Origin of the sequence: Metabacillus sediminilitoris, assembly GCF_009720625.1 — a bacterium.
GTDB lineage: Bacteria > Bacillota > Bacilli > Bacillales > Bacillaceae > Metabacillus > Metabacillus sediminilitoris.
In genome coordinates this window covers 4,740,989-4,759,742 of the sequence record NZ_CP046266.1, presented here as the reverse complement: position 1 = coordinate 4,759,742, position 18,754 = coordinate 4,740,989, and the positions used below count along the sequence as shown (strand labels likewise).

At 35.2% G+C, this 18,754-nt stretch carries 22 protein-coding genes; 12 read left to right on the top strand and 10 right to left on the bottom strand.

Features of this window, described 5'->3' with window-relative positions; all coding sequences use genetic code 11:
- Positions 1-46 precede the first annotated feature (46 nt).
- Positions 47-409: a HesB/IscA family protein gene (locus tag GMB29_RS22975; protein ID WP_136352594.1), complete on the top strand. Its 363-nt coding sequence runs from the start codon at positions 47-49 to the stop codon at positions 407-409.
- Positions 410-489: 80 nt separating this feature from the next.
- Here the strand turns inward: GMB29_RS22975 and yumC are convergent, their stop codons facing one another.
- Positions 490-1,482, bottom strand: a complete 993-nt coding sequence (gene yumC / locus GMB29_RS22970) for a ferredoxin--NADP reductase 2 (protein ID WP_136352595.1) — start codon at positions 1,480-1,482, stop codon at positions 490-492.
- A 365-nt stretch (positions 1,483-1,847) separates the two neighbouring features.
- Between yumC and GMB29_RS22965 the strand changes: the two genes are divergently transcribed.
- The 5 genes from GMB29_RS22965 to GMB29_RS22950 all read left to right on the top strand — a co-directional run bounded on the left by GMB29_RS22965 (position 1,848) and on the right by GMB29_RS22950 (position 5,539).
- Positions 1,848-3,062 (top strand): NAD(P)/FAD-dependent oxidoreductase, encoded by a 1,215-nt coding sequence (locus GMB29_RS22965; RefSeq protein WP_136352596.1) that lies wholly within the window; start codon positions 1,848-1,850, stop codon positions 3,060-3,062.
- 94 nt (positions 3,063-3,156) lie between these two features.
- Positions 3,157-3,642 (top strand): NUDIX domain-containing protein, encoded by a 486-nt coding sequence (locus GMB29_RS22960; RefSeq protein ID WP_136352597.1) that lies wholly within the window; start codon positions 3,157-3,159, stop codon positions 3,640-3,642.
- 153 nt (positions 3,643-3,795) lie between these two features.
- Positions 3,796-3,924, top strand: a complete 129-nt coding sequence (locus tag GMB29_RS27130; protein ID WP_168733810.1) for a YuiA family protein — start codon at positions 3,796-3,798, stop codon at positions 3,922-3,924.
- Positions 3,925-4,296: 372 nt separating this feature from the next.
- Entirely contained in the window at positions 4,297-4,617 is a 321-nt protein-coding gene (locus tag GMB29_RS22955; protein WP_136352598.1) for a YuiB family protein, read from the top strand.
- A gap of 232 nt (positions 4,618-4,849) precedes the next feature.
- Positions 4,850-5,539, top strand: coding sequence for a 3D domain-containing protein (locus tag GMB29_RS22950; RefSeq protein WP_406600292.1), 690 nt, complete (start codon positions 4,850-4,852; stop codon positions 5,537-5,539).
- A gap of 34 nt (positions 5,540-5,573) precedes the next feature.
- Here the strand turns inward: GMB29_RS22950 and GMB29_RS22945 are convergent, their stop codons facing one another.
- A complete protein-coding gene (locus GMB29_RS22945) occupies positions 5,574-6,368 on the bottom strand; it encodes a cobalamin-binding protein (RefSeq protein ID WP_136352600.1) in 795 nt (264 codons plus the stop codon).
- A gap of 128 nt (positions 6,369-6,496) precedes the next feature.
- The gene (locus tag GMB29_RS22940; RefSeq protein WP_136352601.1) at positions 6,497-6,973 is read right to left on the bottom strand and encodes a divergent PAP2 family protein; all 477 of its coding nucleotides are present in this window, start codon (positions 6,971-6,973) and stop codon (positions 6,497-6,499) included.
- Positions 6,974-7,326: 353 nt separating this feature from the next.
- Between GMB29_RS22940 and GMB29_RS22935 the strand changes: the two genes are divergently transcribed.
- On the top strand, positions 7,327-8,832 hold the full coding sequence (locus GMB29_RS22935) for a leucyl aminopeptidase (protein WP_136352602.1): 1,506 nt from the start codon (positions 7,327-7,329) through the stop codon (positions 8,830-8,832).
- Positions 8,833-9,125: 293 nt separating this feature from the next.
- A complete protein-coding gene (locus tag GMB29_RS22930; RefSeq protein WP_136352603.1) occupies positions 9,126-10,460 on the top strand; it encodes a Na+/H+ antiporter family protein in 1,335 nt (444 codons plus the stop codon).
- A 314-nt stretch (positions 10,461-10,774) separates the two neighbouring features.
- Here GMB29_RS22930 and GMB29_RS22925 read toward each other — a convergent pair whose 3' ends face one another.
- A complete protein-coding gene (locus GMB29_RS22925; RefSeq protein WP_136352604.1) occupies positions 10,775-10,954 on the bottom strand; it encodes a hypothetical protein in 180 nt (59 codons plus the stop codon).
- Between the two features lie 185 nt (positions 10,955-11,139).
- Here GMB29_RS22925 and GMB29_RS22920 point away from each other — a divergent pair, with 185 nt between their 5' ends.
- The gene (locus GMB29_RS22920) at positions 11,140-11,688 is read left to right on the top strand and encodes a DUF6241 domain-containing protein (protein WP_136352605.1); all 549 of its coding nucleotides are present in this window, start codon (positions 11,140-11,142) and stop codon (positions 11,686-11,688) included.
- Positions 11,689-11,937: 249 nt separating this feature from the next.
- Here the strand turns inward: GMB29_RS22920 and GMB29_RS22915 are convergent, their stop codons facing one another.
- Positions 11,938-12,525, bottom strand: coding sequence for a biotin transporter BioY (locus GMB29_RS22915; protein WP_136352606.1), 588 nt, complete (start codon positions 12,523-12,525; stop codon positions 11,938-11,940).
- Positions 12,526-12,633: 108 nt separating this feature from the next.
- Between GMB29_RS22915 and GMB29_RS22910 the strand changes: the two genes are divergently transcribed.
- A complete protein-coding gene (locus GMB29_RS22910) occupies positions 12,634-13,233 on the top strand; it encodes a sulfite oxidase-like oxidoreductase (RefSeq protein ID WP_136352607.1) in 600 nt (199 codons plus the stop codon).
- A 284-nt stretch (positions 13,234-13,517) separates the two neighbouring features.
- Here GMB29_RS22910 and GMB29_RS22905 read toward each other — a convergent pair whose 3' ends face one another.
- The 5 genes from GMB29_RS22905 to GMB29_RS22885 all read right to left on the bottom strand — a co-directional run bounded on the left by GMB29_RS22905 (position 13,518) and on the right by GMB29_RS22885 (position 16,158).
- Positions 13,518-14,054 (bottom strand): CBO0543 family protein, encoded by a 537-nt coding sequence (locus GMB29_RS22905; RefSeq protein WP_136352608.1) that lies wholly within the window; start codon positions 14,052-14,054, stop codon positions 13,518-13,520.
- A 417-nt stretch (positions 14,055-14,471) separates the two neighbouring features.
- A complete protein-coding gene (locus GMB29_RS22900; RefSeq protein ID WP_136352609.1) occupies positions 14,472-14,750 on the bottom strand; it encodes a hypothetical protein in 279 nt (92 codons plus the stop codon).
- Between the two features lie 171 nt (positions 14,751-14,921).
- On the bottom strand, positions 14,922-15,329 hold the full coding sequence (locus GMB29_RS22895) for a spore coat protein (RefSeq protein ID WP_136352610.1): 408 nt from the start codon (positions 15,327-15,329) through the stop codon (positions 14,922-14,924).
- Positions 15,330-15,681: 352 nt separating this feature from the next.
- Positions 15,682-15,774, bottom strand: coding sequence for a hypothetical protein (locus tag GMB29_RS28130; RefSeq protein WP_406600291.1), 93 nt, complete (start codon positions 15,772-15,774; stop codon positions 15,682-15,684).
- A gap of 138 nt (positions 15,775-15,912) precedes the next feature.
- A complete protein-coding gene (locus tag GMB29_RS22885) occupies positions 15,913-16,158 on the bottom strand; it encodes a DUF2164 domain-containing protein (protein ID WP_136352611.1) in 246 nt (81 codons plus the stop codon).
- A gap of 247 nt (positions 16,159-16,405) precedes the next feature.
- On the opposite strand from GMB29_RS22885, the gene GMB29_RS22880 reads away from it, so the two are divergent.
- Both GMB29_RS22880 and GMB29_RS22875 read left to right on the top strand, forming a co-directional pair.
- Positions 16,406-17,158 (top strand): (S)-benzoin forming benzil reductase, encoded by a 753-nt coding sequence (locus tag GMB29_RS22880; RefSeq protein ID WP_136352612.1) that lies wholly within the window; start codon positions 16,406-16,408, stop codon positions 17,156-17,158.
- Positions 17,159-17,430: 272 nt separating this feature from the next.
- Positions 17,431-18,750: a sensor histidine kinase gene (locus tag GMB29_RS22875; protein ID WP_168733811.1), complete on the top strand. Its 1,320-nt coding sequence runs from the start codon at positions 17,431-17,433 to the stop codon at positions 18,748-18,750.
- Positions 18,751-18,754: the final 4 nt, after the last annotated feature.

The following is an 18,754-nucleotide window of genomic DNA, read 5'->3' as shown; positions in this document are numbered from 1 at the left end:
AGGTATACTTTAAGTATCGTTTCATTCTGATTAAGGAGGAATTCTGATGAATGATGTTGTAATAATTACTGAAGCGGCAGCTTTTCAAATAAAAGATATGATGAAAGAACATGAAGAAGAAAATGCATATCTTCGCGTATCAGTTAAAGGTGGAGGCTGCAGTGGGCTTTCCTATGGTATGGGATTTGAACATGATATAAGTGAAGATGACCAAGTCTTAAATCAGCATGGATTAACAATCCTTGTAAAAAAAGAGGATTCACCAATTTTAAACGGTACAAAGATCGACTATAAGCAATCCATGATGGGCGGCGGCTTCACTATCGACAATCCAAATGCTATTGCAAGCTGTGGCTGTGGCTCTTCATTTAGAACGGCGACAAATGTTGGTTCTCCTGAAGAGTGTTAATAAATAAACAAAACGACTGTCTAAAGGCAGTCGTTTTGTTTATGTTTAGATGTCTAAACCATCGTGTCTTGCTTTGATGCTCAACCAAATAAACTTGTACTGTGCAATGGTTGTACACGTGCTTTAGGATCTAAATAGGCTTTTGCATTATTTACTGCAGTAGGTGCTTCACCAAATCCACTTGCAATAAGTTTAACTTTTCCTTCATATGTGCAAATATCACCAGCGGCATAGATTCCGGCAATATTCGTTTCCATTTTAGAATTAACGAGAATGGAGTTTTTCTCGATTTCTAAGCCCCAATTTTTGATTGGGCCAAGAGAAGAAACGAACCCATAGTTTATGATTAAGTCGTCAATATCAAGGACTTCTTTTCGATCTCCTTTTACTTCCTCTAAAACAAGTTGTTCGATTTTATCATCACCAATTAGCTCTGTTGGAACAAATGGCGTTACTAAATTTACCTTTGACTTTTTTAATAACTCTACACTATGTTCATGTGCTCTGAATTTATCACGTCTATGGATAAGGCTGACACTTTCGGCAATTGGTTCAAGCATAAGTGCCCAGTCTACAGCTGAGTCACCGCCACCGCACAGTGCTACTCGTTTTCCTGAAAATTTGTTTAAGTCATCAACAAAGTAATGTAAGTTTTTGTTTTCGTATTTTACTGACTCCTCAAGTTCGAGTTTACGAGGCTGAAATGCTCCGTTACCAGCAGTAATAATGATTGTTTTTGTATAATGTACTTCATTGTTTGTTGTAAGTTTAAATACACCATCAGCTTGTTTTTCAACTTGTTCAACGGCTTGTTCTAAGGCGATTGTTGGGGAAAATTGCTCCATTTGTTCTTTTAAATTATTAACGAGCTCTTGGGCTCTTACTTTTGGAAAACCTGCGACATCATATATGTATTTTTCTGGGTATAATGCAGAAAGCTGGCCACCTAATTGCGGAAGACTTTCAATGATTTTGACACTAGCTTGTCTCATTCCACCATAAAAAGCAGTAAATAACCCAACAGGTCCTCCACCGATGATGGTAATATCATATATTTTAGTATCTTCTTTCATAAGTTTTCCTCCCTTTTAGACTGTGCTAAATCACAACAAAATCTTATCACACAAACCTGCATAAATCATTTTCTTCAACTTATATGGATACATATCTAATTAAGAAACTATTCATAAAATGGAATGAAAACGATTATAAAATTGATTATACTATACAAAAACATAATATAAATTAGTTTCTAAAAATTATATAGAAATTCGGATGAAATGTTACTATTCATCCTAAATGGATAGGTAGATGAATATACTGACATAAGTGAACGGGTTCACAATTTTTTATCGCTTTACTCAAAATATATGTTGTATAACATAGGGGTAATGAATATTATTCAGTTACAACATTCTAAAAAGGAGTAGGTGATTATGTGAGAAAGCCAAGAGTTGTTGTGTTAGGTGCAGGTTATGGTGGGTTAATTACAGTGACTCGCTTGCAAAAGCTAATTGGTGTAAGTGAAGCAGAGATTACCTTAGTGAATAAGAATAATTATCACTATGAAACAACCTGGTTGCATGAAGCTTCAGCTGGTACTTTACATCATGATCGTGCTCGATATCCAATTAGAGAAGTCATTAATACAAGTCGCATTCACTTTATGAAAGATACAGTTGTTGCAATTGATAAACAAGCAAAAGTGGTTACCTTAGAAAAAGGTCAGGTAGAGTATGACTACTTAGTTATTTCTTTAGGTTCACATCCTGAAACATTTGGAATAAAAGGATTAAAGGAGTATGCATTTGGGATTACAAGCATTGATTCTGCACGTCAATTACGTGAGCATATAGAATATCAATTTGCTACCTATAATATGGAAAAGGATAAAAAAGTAGAACGCCTTGCCATTATAGTTGGTGGTGCTGGTTTTACAGGAATTGAGTTCTTAGGTGAATTAGGAAACAGAATCCCAAAACTTTGTAAAGAATATGATATTGATTTCCAGAAAGTTCGCATGATTTGTGTTGAAGCTGCGCCAACTGCTTTACCTGGATTTGATCCTGGATTAGTAAATTATGCAGTGAAATACTTACAAAAAAAAGGTGTGGAATTTAGAATAGGTACGGCAATAAAGGAATGTATAAAGGATGGTATTATCGTTTCCAAAGACAATCGCATGGAAACAATTAAAGCAGGTACGGTTGTATGGGCAGCTGGTGTTCGAGGTAATAGCGTTGTCGAAGAAGCAGGATTTGAAAATATACGAGGACGTGTGAAGGTTGATGATTATTTACGCGCACCAGGTCATGAAGACGTATTTGTTATCGGTGATTGCTCATTGATTATAAATGAAGAAACAAACCGTCCCTATCCACCTACAGCACAGATTGCTATGCAGCAAGGAGAAGTTTGTGCCAAAAACTTACAAGCAGCGATTTCCGGCTCTAAAAAAATGATTTCATTTACACCAGTCATGAAAGGATCTGTTGCATCCTTAGGTGATCATGATGCAGTTGGATTTGTCTTCGGCAAGAAATTTGTAGGCTCTAAGGCATCTTTTATGAAAAAGATGATTGATAATCGTGCTTTATATATGATTGGTGGTCCTTCCTTAGTGATGAAAAAGGGGAAATTCAACTTCTTATAGGAATCTGGATTTTTTTATTTTAATTTTACAAGTTTAGACACTAAGTATAGTCTCGTATCCATTTTTATAGGAAATAATTGGGGGAATTGATAAGATGTCACAATCAAAGCGGGGAAATGTGTGGTTAGCTGTAACAGGAATTGTACAAAATAATCGTAATGAATGGCTTGTTGTTAAGAAAACATATGGAGGATTAAAAGGTAAATGGTCATTTCCCGCTGGTTTTGTGGAACAAGGTGAAACGATAGATGAAGCAATTGGAAGAGAAGTATTTGAAGAAACGGGAATCAACGCCAAGGTGGAAGGTGTCATTGGGATTCGATCAGGTGTGATAAATGAAGTGATAAGTGATAACATGGTCATTTTTACCTTAAGAGCAGAAACAAATGAAATTACCGTCCAAACAAGTGAGTTAGAAGATGCAGCATTTATTCACCCAAAGGATCTTATTGATCATCCAGATTCATCCTTACTACTTGTAAATTTTGCTAAAGCCTCTTTCGATTATAGCCTTAAAAAGCACGATCATTTTAATCCTGGAGATCACTTTGGCTATAATGTATACCACTTATTTTTATAATATTCCCAATTGTAAGAATTCTAAAGGGATTGAAAGATAAGGGTGTATGTATTCGCTTACATGAAAATATTCGTCAGATTATCTTCCTTTATAGTTGACAGAATATTTGGTATATTATGACGAAACTACTATTTCTAAAAAGGAGAGATTTGGATGAAGACAACAACGGTAGAGACGACAAAGAAAGAATGTCCTTATTGCTCAGGAATAGGCTATTTTCAATTAATCTTAGGCGGTTCAGAAACATGTACCAGCTGTGAAGGTACTGGTGAAAAATCATAAAGCGAGACTTATCGGATCTTTACAGGCAGTGATCACCCACTAAACTTCTTGCAACTCCGAGAAACCTTTTACTGCCTGTTAAGGATGGGATAAAGCTACCCTTCTGTAAGTGGGGGTTCACTTTATCCCCCACATATCTTCTTTGTCATCACTCAAATCTTGCACGATGAGATTTACTGACTGTTAAGAATGGGAAGAAATGATCCTTTAATCACTGTATAGAAACTAGACAAATGATCTGGATAGACATCCATTTGTTCTATTTTTCACTCACAATAATTTAGCAATTCTTTAACAAACATTCATAGACTTATGATTGACTGTCTACCGTTAGTTCAGTACACTTAAATTGGTGTATGGGAGGTGGTAGACATGTTAAGCTTACCTGTTTTATTAATATCAATGCTTTTATTCTTAGTATTATTTTTTGGAATCGGGTTTTTATTAAATATGCTTTTACGCATGTCTTGGATTATGGCAATTGTCTATCCAATTGTTTGTATTTTTATTATAGATAATGTGAGATTTATTGAATATTTTCAAAGCCCTAATAAATCTTTTCCAGCTTTAGGCGAGAAAATTTTATCTTTAGCACTTGCCGATATTTTAATCCTATCTTCAGGTTTGATTGGGGCAATTTTATCAGGAGTTATTATTAAGATGCTCCGTAAAAGAGGATACCAAATGTTTTAAAAATCGTACTTTTGAAAGTCTGCCGGGTGTGACGTGCAGGCTTTTTTGTTGTTTAAATATAGGTGTATTTTGTGTGTAAAATTGTAAAGGATTTCGTGTTTTTAAAAATTGTTAAAATATGTATTTCGCCTATTTTTGAATATTCTCTCTCAAAACTGGAAACGAATAATTTGTGAGAGGAGTGAATAGGCAAAATATGATAAGTATAAAGAGAGTATCTAGAAGGTTGTTTATGACCTTATTATTTTTAGGAGCATTAACAACGACAATTGAGGCTATTTCAGGTGTAGAAGCAAAGGATATATCTAACTGGTATTTAGATGATCGTTCAACTTCTGATGGGAGCTATGAAGAAGAAGCTGAGGATAAGAAGGAAACGTTCAGAATATTAGGTTTAACCTTTAAAACAATGAATACTGAACAAACCGTTGCAACGAAAGTTTCATCAAGCGTAGAAACAGTTAATCATGATGTTCCCCTGGAAGAAGCATTTGATTGGTCAAAATATCCAACAAAGAAGGTCGTTGCCACAGGTTATACTGCAGGGATTGAATCAACTGGAAAACAACCAGACCATCCTAGTTATGGGATTACATATTCAGGTGTGAAAGTAAAGAGAGATTTATATTCAACTGTTGCTGCAGATCCAAATGTGTTTCCTATTGGGACAATTTTATTTATCCCTGATTATGGGTATGGAGTTGTTGCCGATACAGGTAGCGCTATAAAAGGGAATAGACTAGACCTTTATTATGAGACAGTGAAAGAAGTATACGCGAGCTGGGGAAAAAAACAATTAGATGTCTATGTTATACAAATGGGCGACGGTAAATTAACAGATGAACAATTAGAAAGTTTAAATAATGATAAATCAATGCAGGTATTTAGGCAAAAATATATAAAAAATAAAACGAAAAGCTAGTGGAAAAAACACACTAGCTTTTCGTTTTATATGATTAATCTTTCGTTGGAGGAGGAAACATATCAGGATGTAGAATATACGCTAGTTTTTGAAGTCCAATAAGCAACCGTGGTGAAGGCCGGCAAAATAATGCCTCTTCTAATAGATGGATATGCCCATTTTGCACAGCCCGTAAGTTGGAAGCTTCATTTCTTTTCAAAACATGTTCTCGTTTCATCCTTGACTGCTTTACCCCGACCCATGATAGGCAAATATGTTCCGGATCTCTTCGATGTACATCTTCCCATGTTGTTTTGACACTAGCCAGTTCAACATCATCAAAAACATTTTTAGCACCTGCTAATTGACAAAGTTCTGTTAACCAATTGATTTTCCCGGGAGTAAAAATAGGATTTGGCCACCATTCGAAGTAGACTGATTTAGGATGTTGAATTTTTTTTGCAATCTCTTTATATGTAGAAAGAGTTTGCTGATAGTGCTCAATTGCATGTGATGTTTCCTTTTCTTTTCCTGTTATTTTTCCTAAAGAAATAAGATTTTCAGCGATATCATTAAAAGATTGCGGGTTAAATACAATGTGTGGGATGTTGCGCTTTTTTAGTTCATCCACATTTTTTTCCATACCAGGTACACTTAAAGACGCCAGCACTAAGTCTGGTTTAAATGTTTCTAATAGATCCATATTGATTGAAAGGTCTGGGCCAAGCCTTGGAAGATGAGAGATATCTGCCGGCCAATCTGAAAAATCATCCAGAGCCACAAGGTAATCTTTTAATCCTAGATAAACGGCAAGCTCTGTATTACTAGGACATATGGAAATCAGCCTCAATTATCATCACCTGCATTTCACGAGAGTGTAAGAACACCGCCGAGATTAATAGTAATCATTAGAAAACAGCTTTTACCTTGCCGTTCCAGCTGACATGGCGGGTTAAATCAGTGCAATCCTCATTTTTTTTATAAAAATAAGAAATATAAAAATAGAGTAAGTAGAATACCTGTTAGCCCTCCAAAGAAAACTTCAATAGGCTGGTGTCCAAGAAGTTCTTTTAGCTGCTTCTGTTTTTCTTGTTCGGCTTTTTTCGGCCATACTTTTGCTTCTTCTACAAATTTATTGAAATCAACCACAAGCTTATTTAAAACAGTGGCTTGTTCACCTGCATGTCTTCTGACACCAGTTGCATCAAACATCGTAATAATGGCAAAAACAGCAGATATCGCAAAGATGGACGATTCTAGTCCATGATCCAATGCAACCCCTGTAGAAAGAGCAGTGACAGCTGCTGAATGTGAACTGGGCATCCCGCCTGTACTTGTTAACAGAGACCAATTCCATTTCCTCGTAGCGATAAATTGGATTGGTACTTTCACAAATTGAGCAAAAAAGATAGCAGCTAATGACGCAAGTAAGGGGAAATTATGTAGTAAATCCAAAGTATATACTCCTTTCATTGCTGTGAGATAGGATAAAGAGTACATTTCGTTTAAAACGATTCATGATCTGTTACAATAAAATATGTAATACATATACCAAACATTAATAGGCTTCAGATACCTTTACCTTTGTATACAATGGCAGATAAGTAGCTAAAATGAGGATATGTATGAAAGATTTTCTTCATTATAGCATATCTTCCTACTAAGCTTTTAGATCATAAAACATCTTTTTTAGTTGATTCTTAAGCTTTACGTTTGTATGAAGTTTTTTGGTGTCCAGCGCCCCTTTATATTCGTTACGAGACTTGTTAAGGTCTTTTAGCAAATCAAAATAAAACGAGGTGTTCTTTTTGTTTAAGGTACATAATCAGTTTGAACAAAATATTCAACATGAAACACTAGTCATCGGAATTTATCAACACAATGGGAAATTATCAGGTCTTGCAGCAGAATTGGATTCACAGCTGGATGGTCAAATCACAGATTTAATAAAAGATGGAGACTTGTCTACAAAACAAAAGGCGATTACTAAAATACTTACCCTAGGAAGACTAGCGATAAAACGTTTATATTTTGTTGGCTTAGGAAAAGAAAAAGAAATAGAATTTGACTTTGTAAGAGAAGCATTCGGAAAAATTTTCAAAACAATCCAAGAGGCAAAATTACAAGATGTTACGATTGCATTAGATACTTTTGTTTCAGAAAATGTTGCTGGCAATGACGCGGCACATGCTTTAGCTGAGGCTTTTGCATTATCTACTTACAAAATTGTTGATTACAAACAAAAAGCCAATGAACCTGAAAAGAACATCGAAACGATTCATGTCCTTTCACAAACAGAAGAGATAGATGAGATTAAGTCAGGATTGGAAGTTGGATATGCCTTTGGTAAGGGAACTAATAGTGCAAGAACGTTAACCAATATGCCGCCCAATTTGTTAACTGCAACTGAACTTGCATTATACTCGATCGAATTAGCGAATAAGTATCAGTTTGAATATGAAATTCTTGAAAAAGAAGATATGGAACGACTCGGAATGGGAGCATTGCTTGCAGTAAACAAAGGTTCAGTAGAGCCTCCTAAAATGATTGTTTTAAAATATCAAGGAAAAGAAGAGTGGACAGATGTTGTCGGCTTAGTTGGTAAAGGAATTACTTATGATACTGGCGGCTATTCGATTAAGCCAAAGGATGGCATTGTCGGTATGAAAACCGATATGGGCGGTGCTGCAGCAGTTCTTGGGGCAATGGAGATTATTGGTGAGATTAAACCAGAACAAAATGTTGTAGCAGTCATTCCTTCAACAGATAATATGATTAGCGGTGGTGCCTTTAAACCGGATGATGTCATCGTATCATTAAGTGGAAAAACAATTGAAGTGTTAAATACAGATGCAGAAGGGCGCTTAGTTCTAGCAGATGGAGTGACATATGCTAAGCATCATGGCGCAAATTATTTAATAGACGTTGCAACTTTAACAGGCGGAGTTATTATTGCATTAGGTACTGATACTACAGGTGCCATGACAAATAATGAAGCTTTATTTGAACAAGTACTTCAAGCTTCACATGAATGTGAAGAACCAATTTGGCGTTTGCCTATCACAGAAAAAGATAAAAAACGCGTACGCAACAGCAAAATGGCGGACTTAAATAATTCACCAGGCCGAGAAGGCCATGCGATTATGGCTGGAACCTTTATTGGTGAATTCGCTGAAAACACACCATGGGTTCATCTTGATATTGCAGGTACAGCAACAACTTCGAAAGGCAGCGACCTTGGTCCATCTGGAGCAACAGGAGTAATGGCAAGAACATTGGCAGCGTTTGTAGAACGGTTTGAAGCAAGTGAATAATTGATTGTTAGAAAGAGTCGGCTCTATATTTGGCCGATTCTTTTTTATTTCCGGCAATCTAGGGGATATGCAAGATTAAGGTAGGTTTTTGCAAGGTAATACAGAAGTATTCATCTAAGATGCTGAATGAATGGAAAAGTACCTTATGCTAAATTTTTCTACCAATCACCAATACTCTCCCTCTTTTAGCTAAAATTCCCGTTGACATATTGAAAAAGATTATGATAAATTTATAACTGTTTTTTTGGTTCTTTACCATATTAGTAAACTAAAGGGTTTTGGGGGTTTTTATGTTGAACGCCGTATTAATTGCTGTAACTGTTATGCTTATTTTAAGCTTATTAAGAATAAACGTTGTGTTTGCATTGATTGTTGGTGCACTAGTAGGTGGATTAACTGGCGGATTAGGTATCGCTGCAACTATTGAGGCATTTACGAATGGGTTAGGCGGAAGTGCAACAATTGCCTTAAGCTATGCTTTATTAGGAGCATTTGCTGTTGCTTTATCTAAAACTGGGCTACCTGACGCGATGGTAGCTACTGCAATTAAAGTAGTAGGCAAAGAAGGTGAAGAAAAACGGAAGACACTTTCGAAAGCCTTAATTCTCTTAATCATCTTAATTATTTCGATCTTCTCGCAAAATGTTGTCCCAGTTCATATTGCATTTATACCTGTACTAATTCCACCTTTATTAAAGGTTTTAAATGAACTTCAGGTTGATCGCCGCTTAATCGCAACGATTATTGCCTTTGGCTTAATTACACCATATATGTATTTACCTGTTGGCTTTGGCGCCATTTTTCAAGGAATCATGCAGACAAATATGGAAAAAAGCGGCTTAGAGGTATCTTTATCTGATATCCCGACTGCGATGGCTATCCCAGCTCTTGGAATGGTTGTAGGGCTCTTAATTGCAATCTTTTTCACATATCGTAAAAAAAGACACTATGAAACTCGTGAAGTTACAGGACAAGATTTAGAGAATCCATATACTAAGAAAAGCATCATGATTGGAATCATCGCAATTATTGCGTCGCTTTCTGTTCAACTATTTCTTTCGCAAAAGCTTGAAGTAGAAGGAATGATCTTTGGTGCATTAGCTGGATTAATCGTTCTATTTATTGGGGGCGTTTTAAAACGTAATGAAGCAGATATCGTCATGACAAATGGAATGAAAATGATGGCATTTATCGGATTTGTCATGATAACAGCATCAGGTTTTGCTAGTGTTATACAGGAAACAGGCCATGTTGAACAACTTGTTGAAAAATCTGCTAACTTGATTGGTGGAAACCAGGCTATTGGTGCATTGTTAATGCTTCTTGTAGGCTTACTTGTCACAATGGGAATTGGTTCTTCCTTTTCAACCGTTCCAATCATTACAGCCATTTTTGTTCCTTTATGTATTCAATTAGGGTTTAGCCCGATGGCGACAATTGCCATTATTGGTACAGCAGGCGCGCTTGGCGATGCAGGTTCTCCAGCATCTGATAGTACACTTGGCCCAACATCTGGTTTAGCAGTTGACGGCAATCATAATCATATTTGGGATACATGTGTCCCAACCTTTTTTCACTATAATATTCCATTGATTATTTTTGGGTGGATTGCCGCAATTATTTTATAATGAATTTTTTACACATTAAAAAAACTCTTTTCTAAGAGATTGTTCTTTTAAAACGAAAACTATTTAAAGTGATTGGAGCAGATTGCGAGACTCCTGTGGGTTGCTCACCCCCTGCCCCGCGGAATGAGAGCATCCCTCTCGATGCAATCAACCACACCGCACTCCCTTGGTAAATAGCAACAAAGTTTGCGAAAACAGTCTAAAAAAAAGAGGACAAATCATTTTACAGTGTGATTTGTCCTCTTTTTTGAATACATAAAGTTGGCTCGGCAGCGGCTCATGCGGCCGAGCATGAATGGTATATGGCGTTAAAGTCATGGCTTTAATGTTGTGTTCCATTCTTTTATGCTTATATTAACTCTCTCCAGTAACTCCTCATCATCCCATTCTAGTACTGTCTCTATCAATTCTGGATCTTTTTCTATTATTTCTTTTTCTAGCATTTCTCTCTCATGTATGTTTAAAAAATATTTTTTAAGTACTAATTCTTTCATCTCGTACACTCCCTTGTCATTTACTCTACTATTTTTATTGACAAAACTAGAATCAATTATACATTCAAGTTTAGAAAATAGTAAAAAAGGAGGATTTAACGATTTTTCGACAATCCTTTTTCTTGTCATTCCTATTTATTCCAGTGTATCATTTAATTATCCTATTTTTAGGAGGGGGAGATATTATGAGTTGGATGAAAGAACACAAACTAATTGTAACAAGTATGATTGTATTTGCCTTATGTATAGGAGTTTTAGGAGTTATATTAGTAGATATGATTGATAAAAAGGCGGTCTCTTCCTCAGAAACTGTAGCGAAAGAAGACAATACTATAGCAGCATCTCAACAAAACACTACGAAAACAGAAACAAATAATATCACTGAAAACCCATTCGGAAGTAATAAGACAAACCTCTCTGAGGAAGATATCTTAAATTATATGCACGGGATGTCACATCAAAAGGTTGTTGCAGAAGAAAAGTGGCTCCATTATGAAATGACAAATGAACGAATTCAATTTTTGATAAGTGTTGTTGAGAATGACAATTATAAAAACGGGGAGTTATTACTGGACATCCTTCAACGTTGGGCTGAAGGAGACTTCCAAAGAGCTGATAAAGATCATAATAAGATTTGGAGTTTGCAAGGCGGTAATGTTGGTGAGGCAACAGGTGTCATGACTCCTGAACAGGAGCAGCAGTATTTAGAAGAGAATAAAGGGAGTATTCAATAGAGAAGACATCATAGGATGTCTTCTTTTATAAGAGAATTTTCAAACAAAACGCTTCCGGCTTTTCGTTTGTCGAGCTCCAGCGCCAAGCCCCGAAGCACAGGACGTGCAAGTGCAGTTACAGCGACAGGACGTTGCGTTTGTAACTGCCTCTGGTCATAAGCCACGCATGAATTGAAGGTAAAGAACAACCTTCTATTCATGCGCGTCTTATGCCTGTCGGGGCTGAACATGGCCATCCGCTTTTATGGGTTACGCAGCAATTTTTTTATTTGTTGCTTTTGTAACAGCCGAATAAATTCTCGGGGCAATTAGTGCTCCGAAAATTGTAAAAGCTACATCCTTTACAATAAACCAAGCCATTATAGTCCAAGCAGTACTATAGGACATTGGAGCATTCATCCACATGTTTAATGCAAGCCACATATATGTTGTTCCGATTACATAGATAAGAGAAATACCAACAAATGAAGCGATCATGAACGATGATTTCTTTTTTTCTTTCCCTAACTCAATGATTTTCCCAACAGCATAAGCAGTAACAATATAAGATAAAATAAATCCACCAGTACTTTCGAAAATAACACCAATCCCAGCATGAAACTGTGCAAAGACAGGTGCACCTGCTATTCCTACTAACGCATAAATTGTCATTGATAAGGCACCAAGTCTGCTGCCCAAAAGCAGACCAGCTAATATACAGAAAAAGGGCTGCATGGACAATGGAACATTTGCGATTTGAAGGAATGGCGCCCAGGATGTAATATTAGCCCCAACAGCCATTAAAGCAGCAAACATTCCAACTAGCGTAAGATCATATGTACTTAATTTTCGTTTCATGGTTATCCCCCTCGTTTTCCCATTCTAATAAAAAAAGAATAATTGAGGTTTGCATGTATGTCAACTTAAATTTATATATAGTTAACAAACAGAAGGGTATGATGTTCAGTGTACTTTGGCAAAAAAAGAAAAATGAATTCATCTGATCGAGTACCGCCAAATCAGAATGTAACCACAACATTTCCAGTTCTCCATTCTGGAAGTGTTCCATATTATGAAGACAGTTCTAAATGGAATTTGCAAATATATGGTTTAGTTGAGAATCCGAAGCTTTACTCGTTAGAGGAGATTTTGACAATATTCCCACAAGTGGAACTTTCAAATGATATTCATTGTGTTACGGGTTGGTCAAAGCTTGATACAAGTTGGAAGGGAGTAAGAACGAGGGATCTTGTTAAGGACGTATCGATCCAGTCACATGCTAAACATGTTGTATTGCATGCAGAAGAAGGCTGGACAACAAATCTTACAATTGAAGATTTTCTGAAAGAGACGAGTTTGCTTGCCCATTCATACAACAACGACCCGCTGACACCTGAACATGGGTATCCGCTTCGAGGAGTGTTTCCACATCTTTATTTTTGGAAAAGTGCAAAATGGCTACGCGGTATCCAATTTACTGAACAAGGCCATCCAGGTTTTTGGGAACGAAATGGGTATCATATGAAGGGGGATCCATGGTTGGAGCAAAGATACAGTTTTGATTAATGCATGACCTCGGCATTCTTGAACTCGATTGTAGGAGAACTGTCGGGGCCCTGGTTGATTCTTTTTGTAAAAATGATATCAGATATAACTAATTTTCTACTTTCAAAAGAATAGTCTTTCCATTTTCATTTTAATCGTTATTGAAAAAGCGTAATTAAGCCAGAGTCAGATAGTGAATCTGTACTCTCAAGCGCTTGAGATAAATCATGATTTCCTTTTTCAATAACGACAATTGCAATTGAAAACCCATGGTTTTTCAGCTCAATAATATTTTTGGCCGGATTTTAGTGGATAAGTTGCTTGTTTTTAATAAAATCCATAACCATTTTTCCAATAATCCCGATTATGAATAAAACAATAAATGAGTAAAAGTAAGTCCAATTATGCAATTTATAAAGATCAGTATATACAAAAATTGGTTGAACTATAAAAGAGATTATACCAACAACAATAAGGTCCGCAATTAAATAAAATTTCCACTTGCTAAATGTTTGATACATTAATGCCATAATACTGGGAACTACAATAAATTCCACAGAGGCAAGGGGAGAAAGAAACTGAACTAACTGATAAGGGTGACTCCACAAAAGGAAGTATTCTCCTATATCATCAAAAACAGTAGTTAAAGCATAACTGATCATAAATGCTAGTGAAATTAGCAAAATCCTTTGCCGATCTATAAACAAAATAAATATTATGAGAAGGATAGCATTCAAAAGTAGGATACTCCACCATTGTATACTAAACAAATCATGATTCATCCAATGCTCCATTTCTATTTTGTGTAATGCATTAGTCATTTCTTCAATAACTTTTTCCATAAGATACCTCCTTATGTAAAGTATCCCCAGGAGTTTTAATAATAATTCCACCGAATATTAAGAGTCTTTTATATAGAAGGAAAATAAGACATAAAATGGTTACTTAATGACATGTGCGGAGATCCATGGTTGGAGCAAAGATACAGTTTTGATTAATGAACAGCTTAAAATCTTTAAACTTTGTATGATGTTAACGATAATATTGAAAGTTTTAAGACGATGAAAAGTTATCCTCATGAGAGGATAACTTTTTAAGGTTGACTGATTGTGAACGTCTGGCAATGATAGGAATTTCCTTCTGGCATGAATGTGACACTATCAACTTATCATGTAGAGTAATAGCTAATAATCTCAGCTTTTTAGAACCATGGCCAATTAGAATTTTCTTAACATTTCCCACTTCACGATCAATCCGAACTATTTCTTTTTTTTCTTTTTTTTGAGTATTTCACGTAGAGGGCGTTGATTGGAAAGTTCAACTTTTTCTTCTGACTCTACTTTTATTTTTTTTCCCTTAACAAACTCGTCAACTTGTGCTTGAAGGTCTGTTACTACTTTCTTAAGATGTGCCTTTTGTTCTTCTGATAAGTTCTTTCTATTTTCTTTCGTAACACCATTTTTACGGAGAACATCCTGCACAAAAAGCTCCATCATTGAAGACGAGATTTCATGGAGATTTAATTTTTTATCAGACACTTGTTTCACCTCACTTTGGTTAATTGTATTGAGGATAATGACATATATGTTTAATTGAATAGTAGTTCTATAATGTCTAATCAATTATTTTTGATTAGACACCATTCAAATATTGTTACTATGAAAGAGGCTGTCTAAAAGATATCTTTTTCGACAGCCTTCTCTTATATTTTAAAAAATATCGAGGCTAACAATTAATGCAACTAAAATTTGTAGAAGAACTTGAAGAGAGATTGCTACATCCGTATCAGTAGTTGCAACAGTAACACCGCTAGAGTTTTCGATGACAAGACTTTGTCTATTAACTTGTTTCATGTCAGCCTGTTGTAATAATTGTTGTGTTACTTGCTCAGCGCGATTACTATCAGCGATCGTTAAGTTGATAACAAGAGCGATAGCAACTTGAAGTGCAACTTGAAGAGACACAGCTACTTGTGTATCTGTCGTTGTAACAGAAATGTTAGTAGAATCTCTGACAATAATCGTCTCAGATGAAAATTGTTCGATATCACTCACCTGGTCTGCATATTGTTGTACAGTTCCGCGGGGTGCTGCCCAATTATATGGTTTTGCTTTCATTTTATATTCCTCCTTTCAATGTAATATATGAATGGAAAACTATTCTTGTATGAGACAAACATTCTAGTAATAAAACCCTTTTTACTTTCTTCTATTTGTTTATGGTTCTTATATTTCTGTTTTTAGTATTATTTTATTATCTCGAGAAAAAATCATGGCAAACTGTAATCAAGTGGATACTCACTTCAGTTCATTATAGTAGGAGAATAATATGTGATAATGTTAAAAAGAGTAAGAGTGGCAGTTTTGGTAGTAGGTATAAGGAACAAAAACATTGTTTAGTAACTAGAAAATGAAGAAAGAGACTGGAGCTTTTTTAAACACCAAAAGCTTTTCATCCAGTCTCTTCATATTATCCTTTTACATCAATAGATTTCCCTAAATTAGGGTGTGGTGCTTCGAGCATTTGGAGTATATTTTGATTATTTTGCTGTGCGGCTGCCATCGTTTTTTTAACTAAGGCAATGCTAATGCTTTGCCCAACGAAGCCTGATTCATTCCAATCGATAAAGCGGCAATATCTATAAAAACACCTCCTCTTGATTGTATCGGAAGCTTGTTATGTATATTGAAACGGAAAAAGTTAACGATAAAGAGGGCGCTTAAGTGAATGGAGATCATCCTCTGTATTCGTATTTCGCTCACTAATGAGCTTGATCGCATCTTGTATTCCCTCATTATAAATATAAGGTCCTAGTTTTTCTAAACAAAAGTCCAAAACTGCTTCGGCTGCAATCTCTCCAATTTCTTCATCTCTTTCTTGATAAAAAAAGCTAATAATTTCTTCTTTCATTCCTTGCTTGGCTTCCTTTGAAAGATTAATTAACATGTAAAAACCACCATCCAATTCGTATACTTAATCAATACAATACTAAAAATAGATAGAACTTTCTTTATGATACATCATGCATGTGAAGATAAGCGAAATTAAACGAAATCATTGAAATTTTTAATAAATCAGCTAAAAATAAAATAATCCGTGAACAATTATCAACCTAAATCCACGACTATATAAAATCATGTAAATGATTTAGGATAAATAAAGAAAGCAAAAGTATGTATATGGAGGCAGTGTAATGAACTATTATATCGTAACTGGTGCATCACGCGGTTTGGGGGAAGCGATTGTAAAGGAATTACTAAATCCTAACAATGTCATTATTTATTTATCAAGAACAAGCAATCCTGCTTTTGACGAACTAGCAGCTAGTAAAAAAACAGCCATTTTTTTTGAAGAATGTGATCTTTCAGATATTGATCAAATTAGAGCTGTAATGAAAAAAGTGTTTTCTAAGATTGATGCTAAATTGGCAAACAAGATTACATTGATTAATAATGCAGGGATGGTTGATCCAATCAAGTATGTAGGTGAAGCAGATGAAAAAAACATCGTATCTGCTGTTAAACTTAATTTACTTGCTCCGATGATTATGTCTGATTATTTTATAAAAGAATCAAAGGGATATACAGGGCAGGCAGTGATTGTTAATATAACTTCTGGTGCTGCAAACCGACCTACAGCAGGTTGGAGCACTTATTGTAGTGTAAAGGCAGGATTAAACATGTTTACAAATACAATAGGTGTGGAGCAGGGAGAACGTGAGAATAACGTGATTGCTATTGCATTTTCACCAGGCATTATGGATACCCAAATGCAAAGTACGATTCGTACAGCAGATAGAAAGGATTTTTCTTCAAGTAATCAGTTCAAAGAATATCATGAGAAAGGCTTATTAAGAGCACCAGGCTTTGTTGCACATCTTTTAATAAAATTGTTATCAAGTTCATTAGAAAATGGTCGTGTTTATGATATAAAGGAGTTCATCTAAAGGTGAAAGGACATTTTACAAAAACTTAATAATTATTAAATGCCAAAAAAAGATTCGCAAAAATTGTCAACTGGTGTAATAATAATTGTAATGAAAATTTGAGGCCTCAATTTACATATTTATTACTTTGTGTTTAGATGGTAGGATAGATAAAAAGACCCATAAAAAGACGATTTACATGATTTATGTTTAATAATTTTAAGGATTGTCATGTCTACTTCAATTTGATTCATCAAATCTTAATAGTTTCGTATATTGTAAACAGTTTAGAGGTGACTGACATTAAACAAGTAAAACAAAAAAAGTTTGCAGTCATCATTTCCTTATCAGTTATGATCATCACTTTACTGTCTTCATTAAACTTTTATGCTACTTATTTTAATACACGTAAAACGATCGAATTAACAATTGCAAATCAGGCTATGTCAACAGCTAGGTCCATTGTAGATCATCTCGACATACATACATATGAAAAATATTTAGAGGAACAATCAATACATAATCTTAAAAAGCTTGAGGCTGAGCTTATCGAAGCTCGTAAGTATACAGGTGCTAAATTTGTTTATATCCTCAAAAATCAAGAGAATAATCAACCAGGAATAGTAGCAAAGGGACTTTTAGCAAATGATTCAACAACAAGTGTGGATGATTGCTGCATGCTGCCAAAAGAACTAAATAGTAAGTTTACAGAGTATAAGCCATTTTTTGCTAGAATAGAGGATGATATAGGAGGTACCTATATTTTATCTGGTATACCTATTGTAAATGAAAATGGGCAAACACTCGGGTCACTTGTCGTAAATGAAAGTGTCGATAAAGTGGATAAAATAACAGATACTGTGATGAAAAACAGCGTTCCGTTTTTTTTATTTAGTGGATTGTTTGTTATCCTTTCCTTTAGTATTTTTATTGGCTTTCAATTATGGTTGCGCAAAGAGGTTTCAACACAGGTCGGAGATACAGAAGAGACGTACCAAGGTGAATTTCATTCAATGCTGCAAACTATGAGATCCATTCGTCATGATTTTATTAATCATATCCAGGTTATTCAAGGTTTATTGAAGATTGGAAGAGAAGACCGGGCATTTGAGTATGTGAATTCTTTAACGAGTGAAGTCGAAACAATGGAGCTTCCGCTTAAAGTGAAAAATCCAGCACTATATATCTTATTACAATCTAAGTGGGCGAGAGCGCAAAATGAAAAGGTTGATATGCATCTTTTAATAGATGATCATACATATCATAAAATAAAATCGATCGATTTAATTAAGTTATTTTCTAATTTAATAGATAATGCATTTGATGCAACCTTACTCCTGCCTGAATCTGATCGATTCATTAGTATTGAAGCAGAATCTTCTCCAACAATGTATGTATTTAAAGTAGAAAATATCGGTCCGATTATTCCAAATGAAATCATAAATAAAATTTTTGATGTTGGATTTTCAACTAAAGAAGAGAAACGCGGAGTCCCTAGAGGTGATGGGCTAGGTATTGTAAAGTACGTAGTGGATAAATATGGAGGTTCTATTGTTGTTAACTCCGTTAAAAATACCACAACCTTTATTGTGAAAATCCCGATTAAATCTTAAAAGC

Excerpts from the sequence above, each read along its gene's own strand:
- GMB29_RS22955 (WP_136352598.1), top strand. The coding sequence starts at position 4,297 with ATGTTAAGCTTACCTGTTTTATTAATATCAATGCTTTTATTCTTAGTA.
- GMB29_RS28130 (WP_406600291.1), bottom strand. The coding sequence starts at position 15,774 with ATGGCAGCCGCACAGCAAAATAATCAAAATATACTCCAAATGCTCGAA.
- GMB29_RS22880 (WP_136352612.1), top strand. The coding sequence starts at position 16,406 with ATGAACTATTATATCGTAACTGGTGCATCACGCGGTTTGGGGGAAGCG.
- GMB29_RS22975 (WP_136352594.1), top strand. The coding sequence starts at position 47 with ATGAATGATGTTGTAATAATTACTGAAGCGGCAGCTTTTCAAATAAAA.
- GMB29_RS22895 (WP_136352610.1), bottom strand. The coding sequence starts at position 15,329 with ATGAAAGCAAAACCATATAATTGGGCAGCACCCCGCGGAACTGTACAA.
- GMB29_RS22950 (WP_406600292.1), top strand. The coding sequence starts at position 4,850 with ATGACCTTATTATTTTTAGGAGCATTAACAACGACAATTGAGGCTATT.
- GMB29_RS22885 (WP_136352611.1), bottom strand. The coding sequence starts at position 16,158 with ATGTTAATTAATCTTTCAAAGGAAGCCAAGCAAGGAATGAAAGAAGAA.
- GMB29_RS22915 (WP_136352606.1), bottom strand. The coding sequence starts at position 12,525 with ATGAAACGAAAATTAAGTACATATGATCTTACGCTAGTTGGAATGTTT.
- GMB29_RS22920 (WP_136352605.1), top strand. The coding sequence starts at position 11,140 with ATGAGTTGGATGAAAGAACACAAACTAATTGTAACAAGTATGATTGTA.
- GMB29_RS22905 (WP_136352608.1), bottom strand. The coding sequence starts at position 14,054 with ATGGAAAAAGTTATTGAAGAAATGACTAATGCATTACACAAAATAGAA.
- yumC (WP_136352595.1), bottom strand. The coding sequence starts at position 1,482 with ATGAAAGAAGATACTAAAATATATGATATTACCATCATCGGTGGAGGA.
- GMB29_RS22925 (WP_136352604.1), bottom strand. The coding sequence starts at position 10,954 with ATGAAAGAATTAGTACTTAAAAAATATTTTTTAAACATACATGAGAGA.
- GMB29_RS22960 (WP_136352597.1), top strand. The coding sequence starts at position 3,157 with ATGTCACAATCAAAGCGGGGAAATGTGTGGTTAGCTGTAACAGGAATT.
- GMB29_RS27130 (WP_168733810.1), top strand. The coding sequence starts at position 3,796 with ATGAAGACAACAACGGTAGAGACGACAAAGAAAGAATGTCCTTATTGC.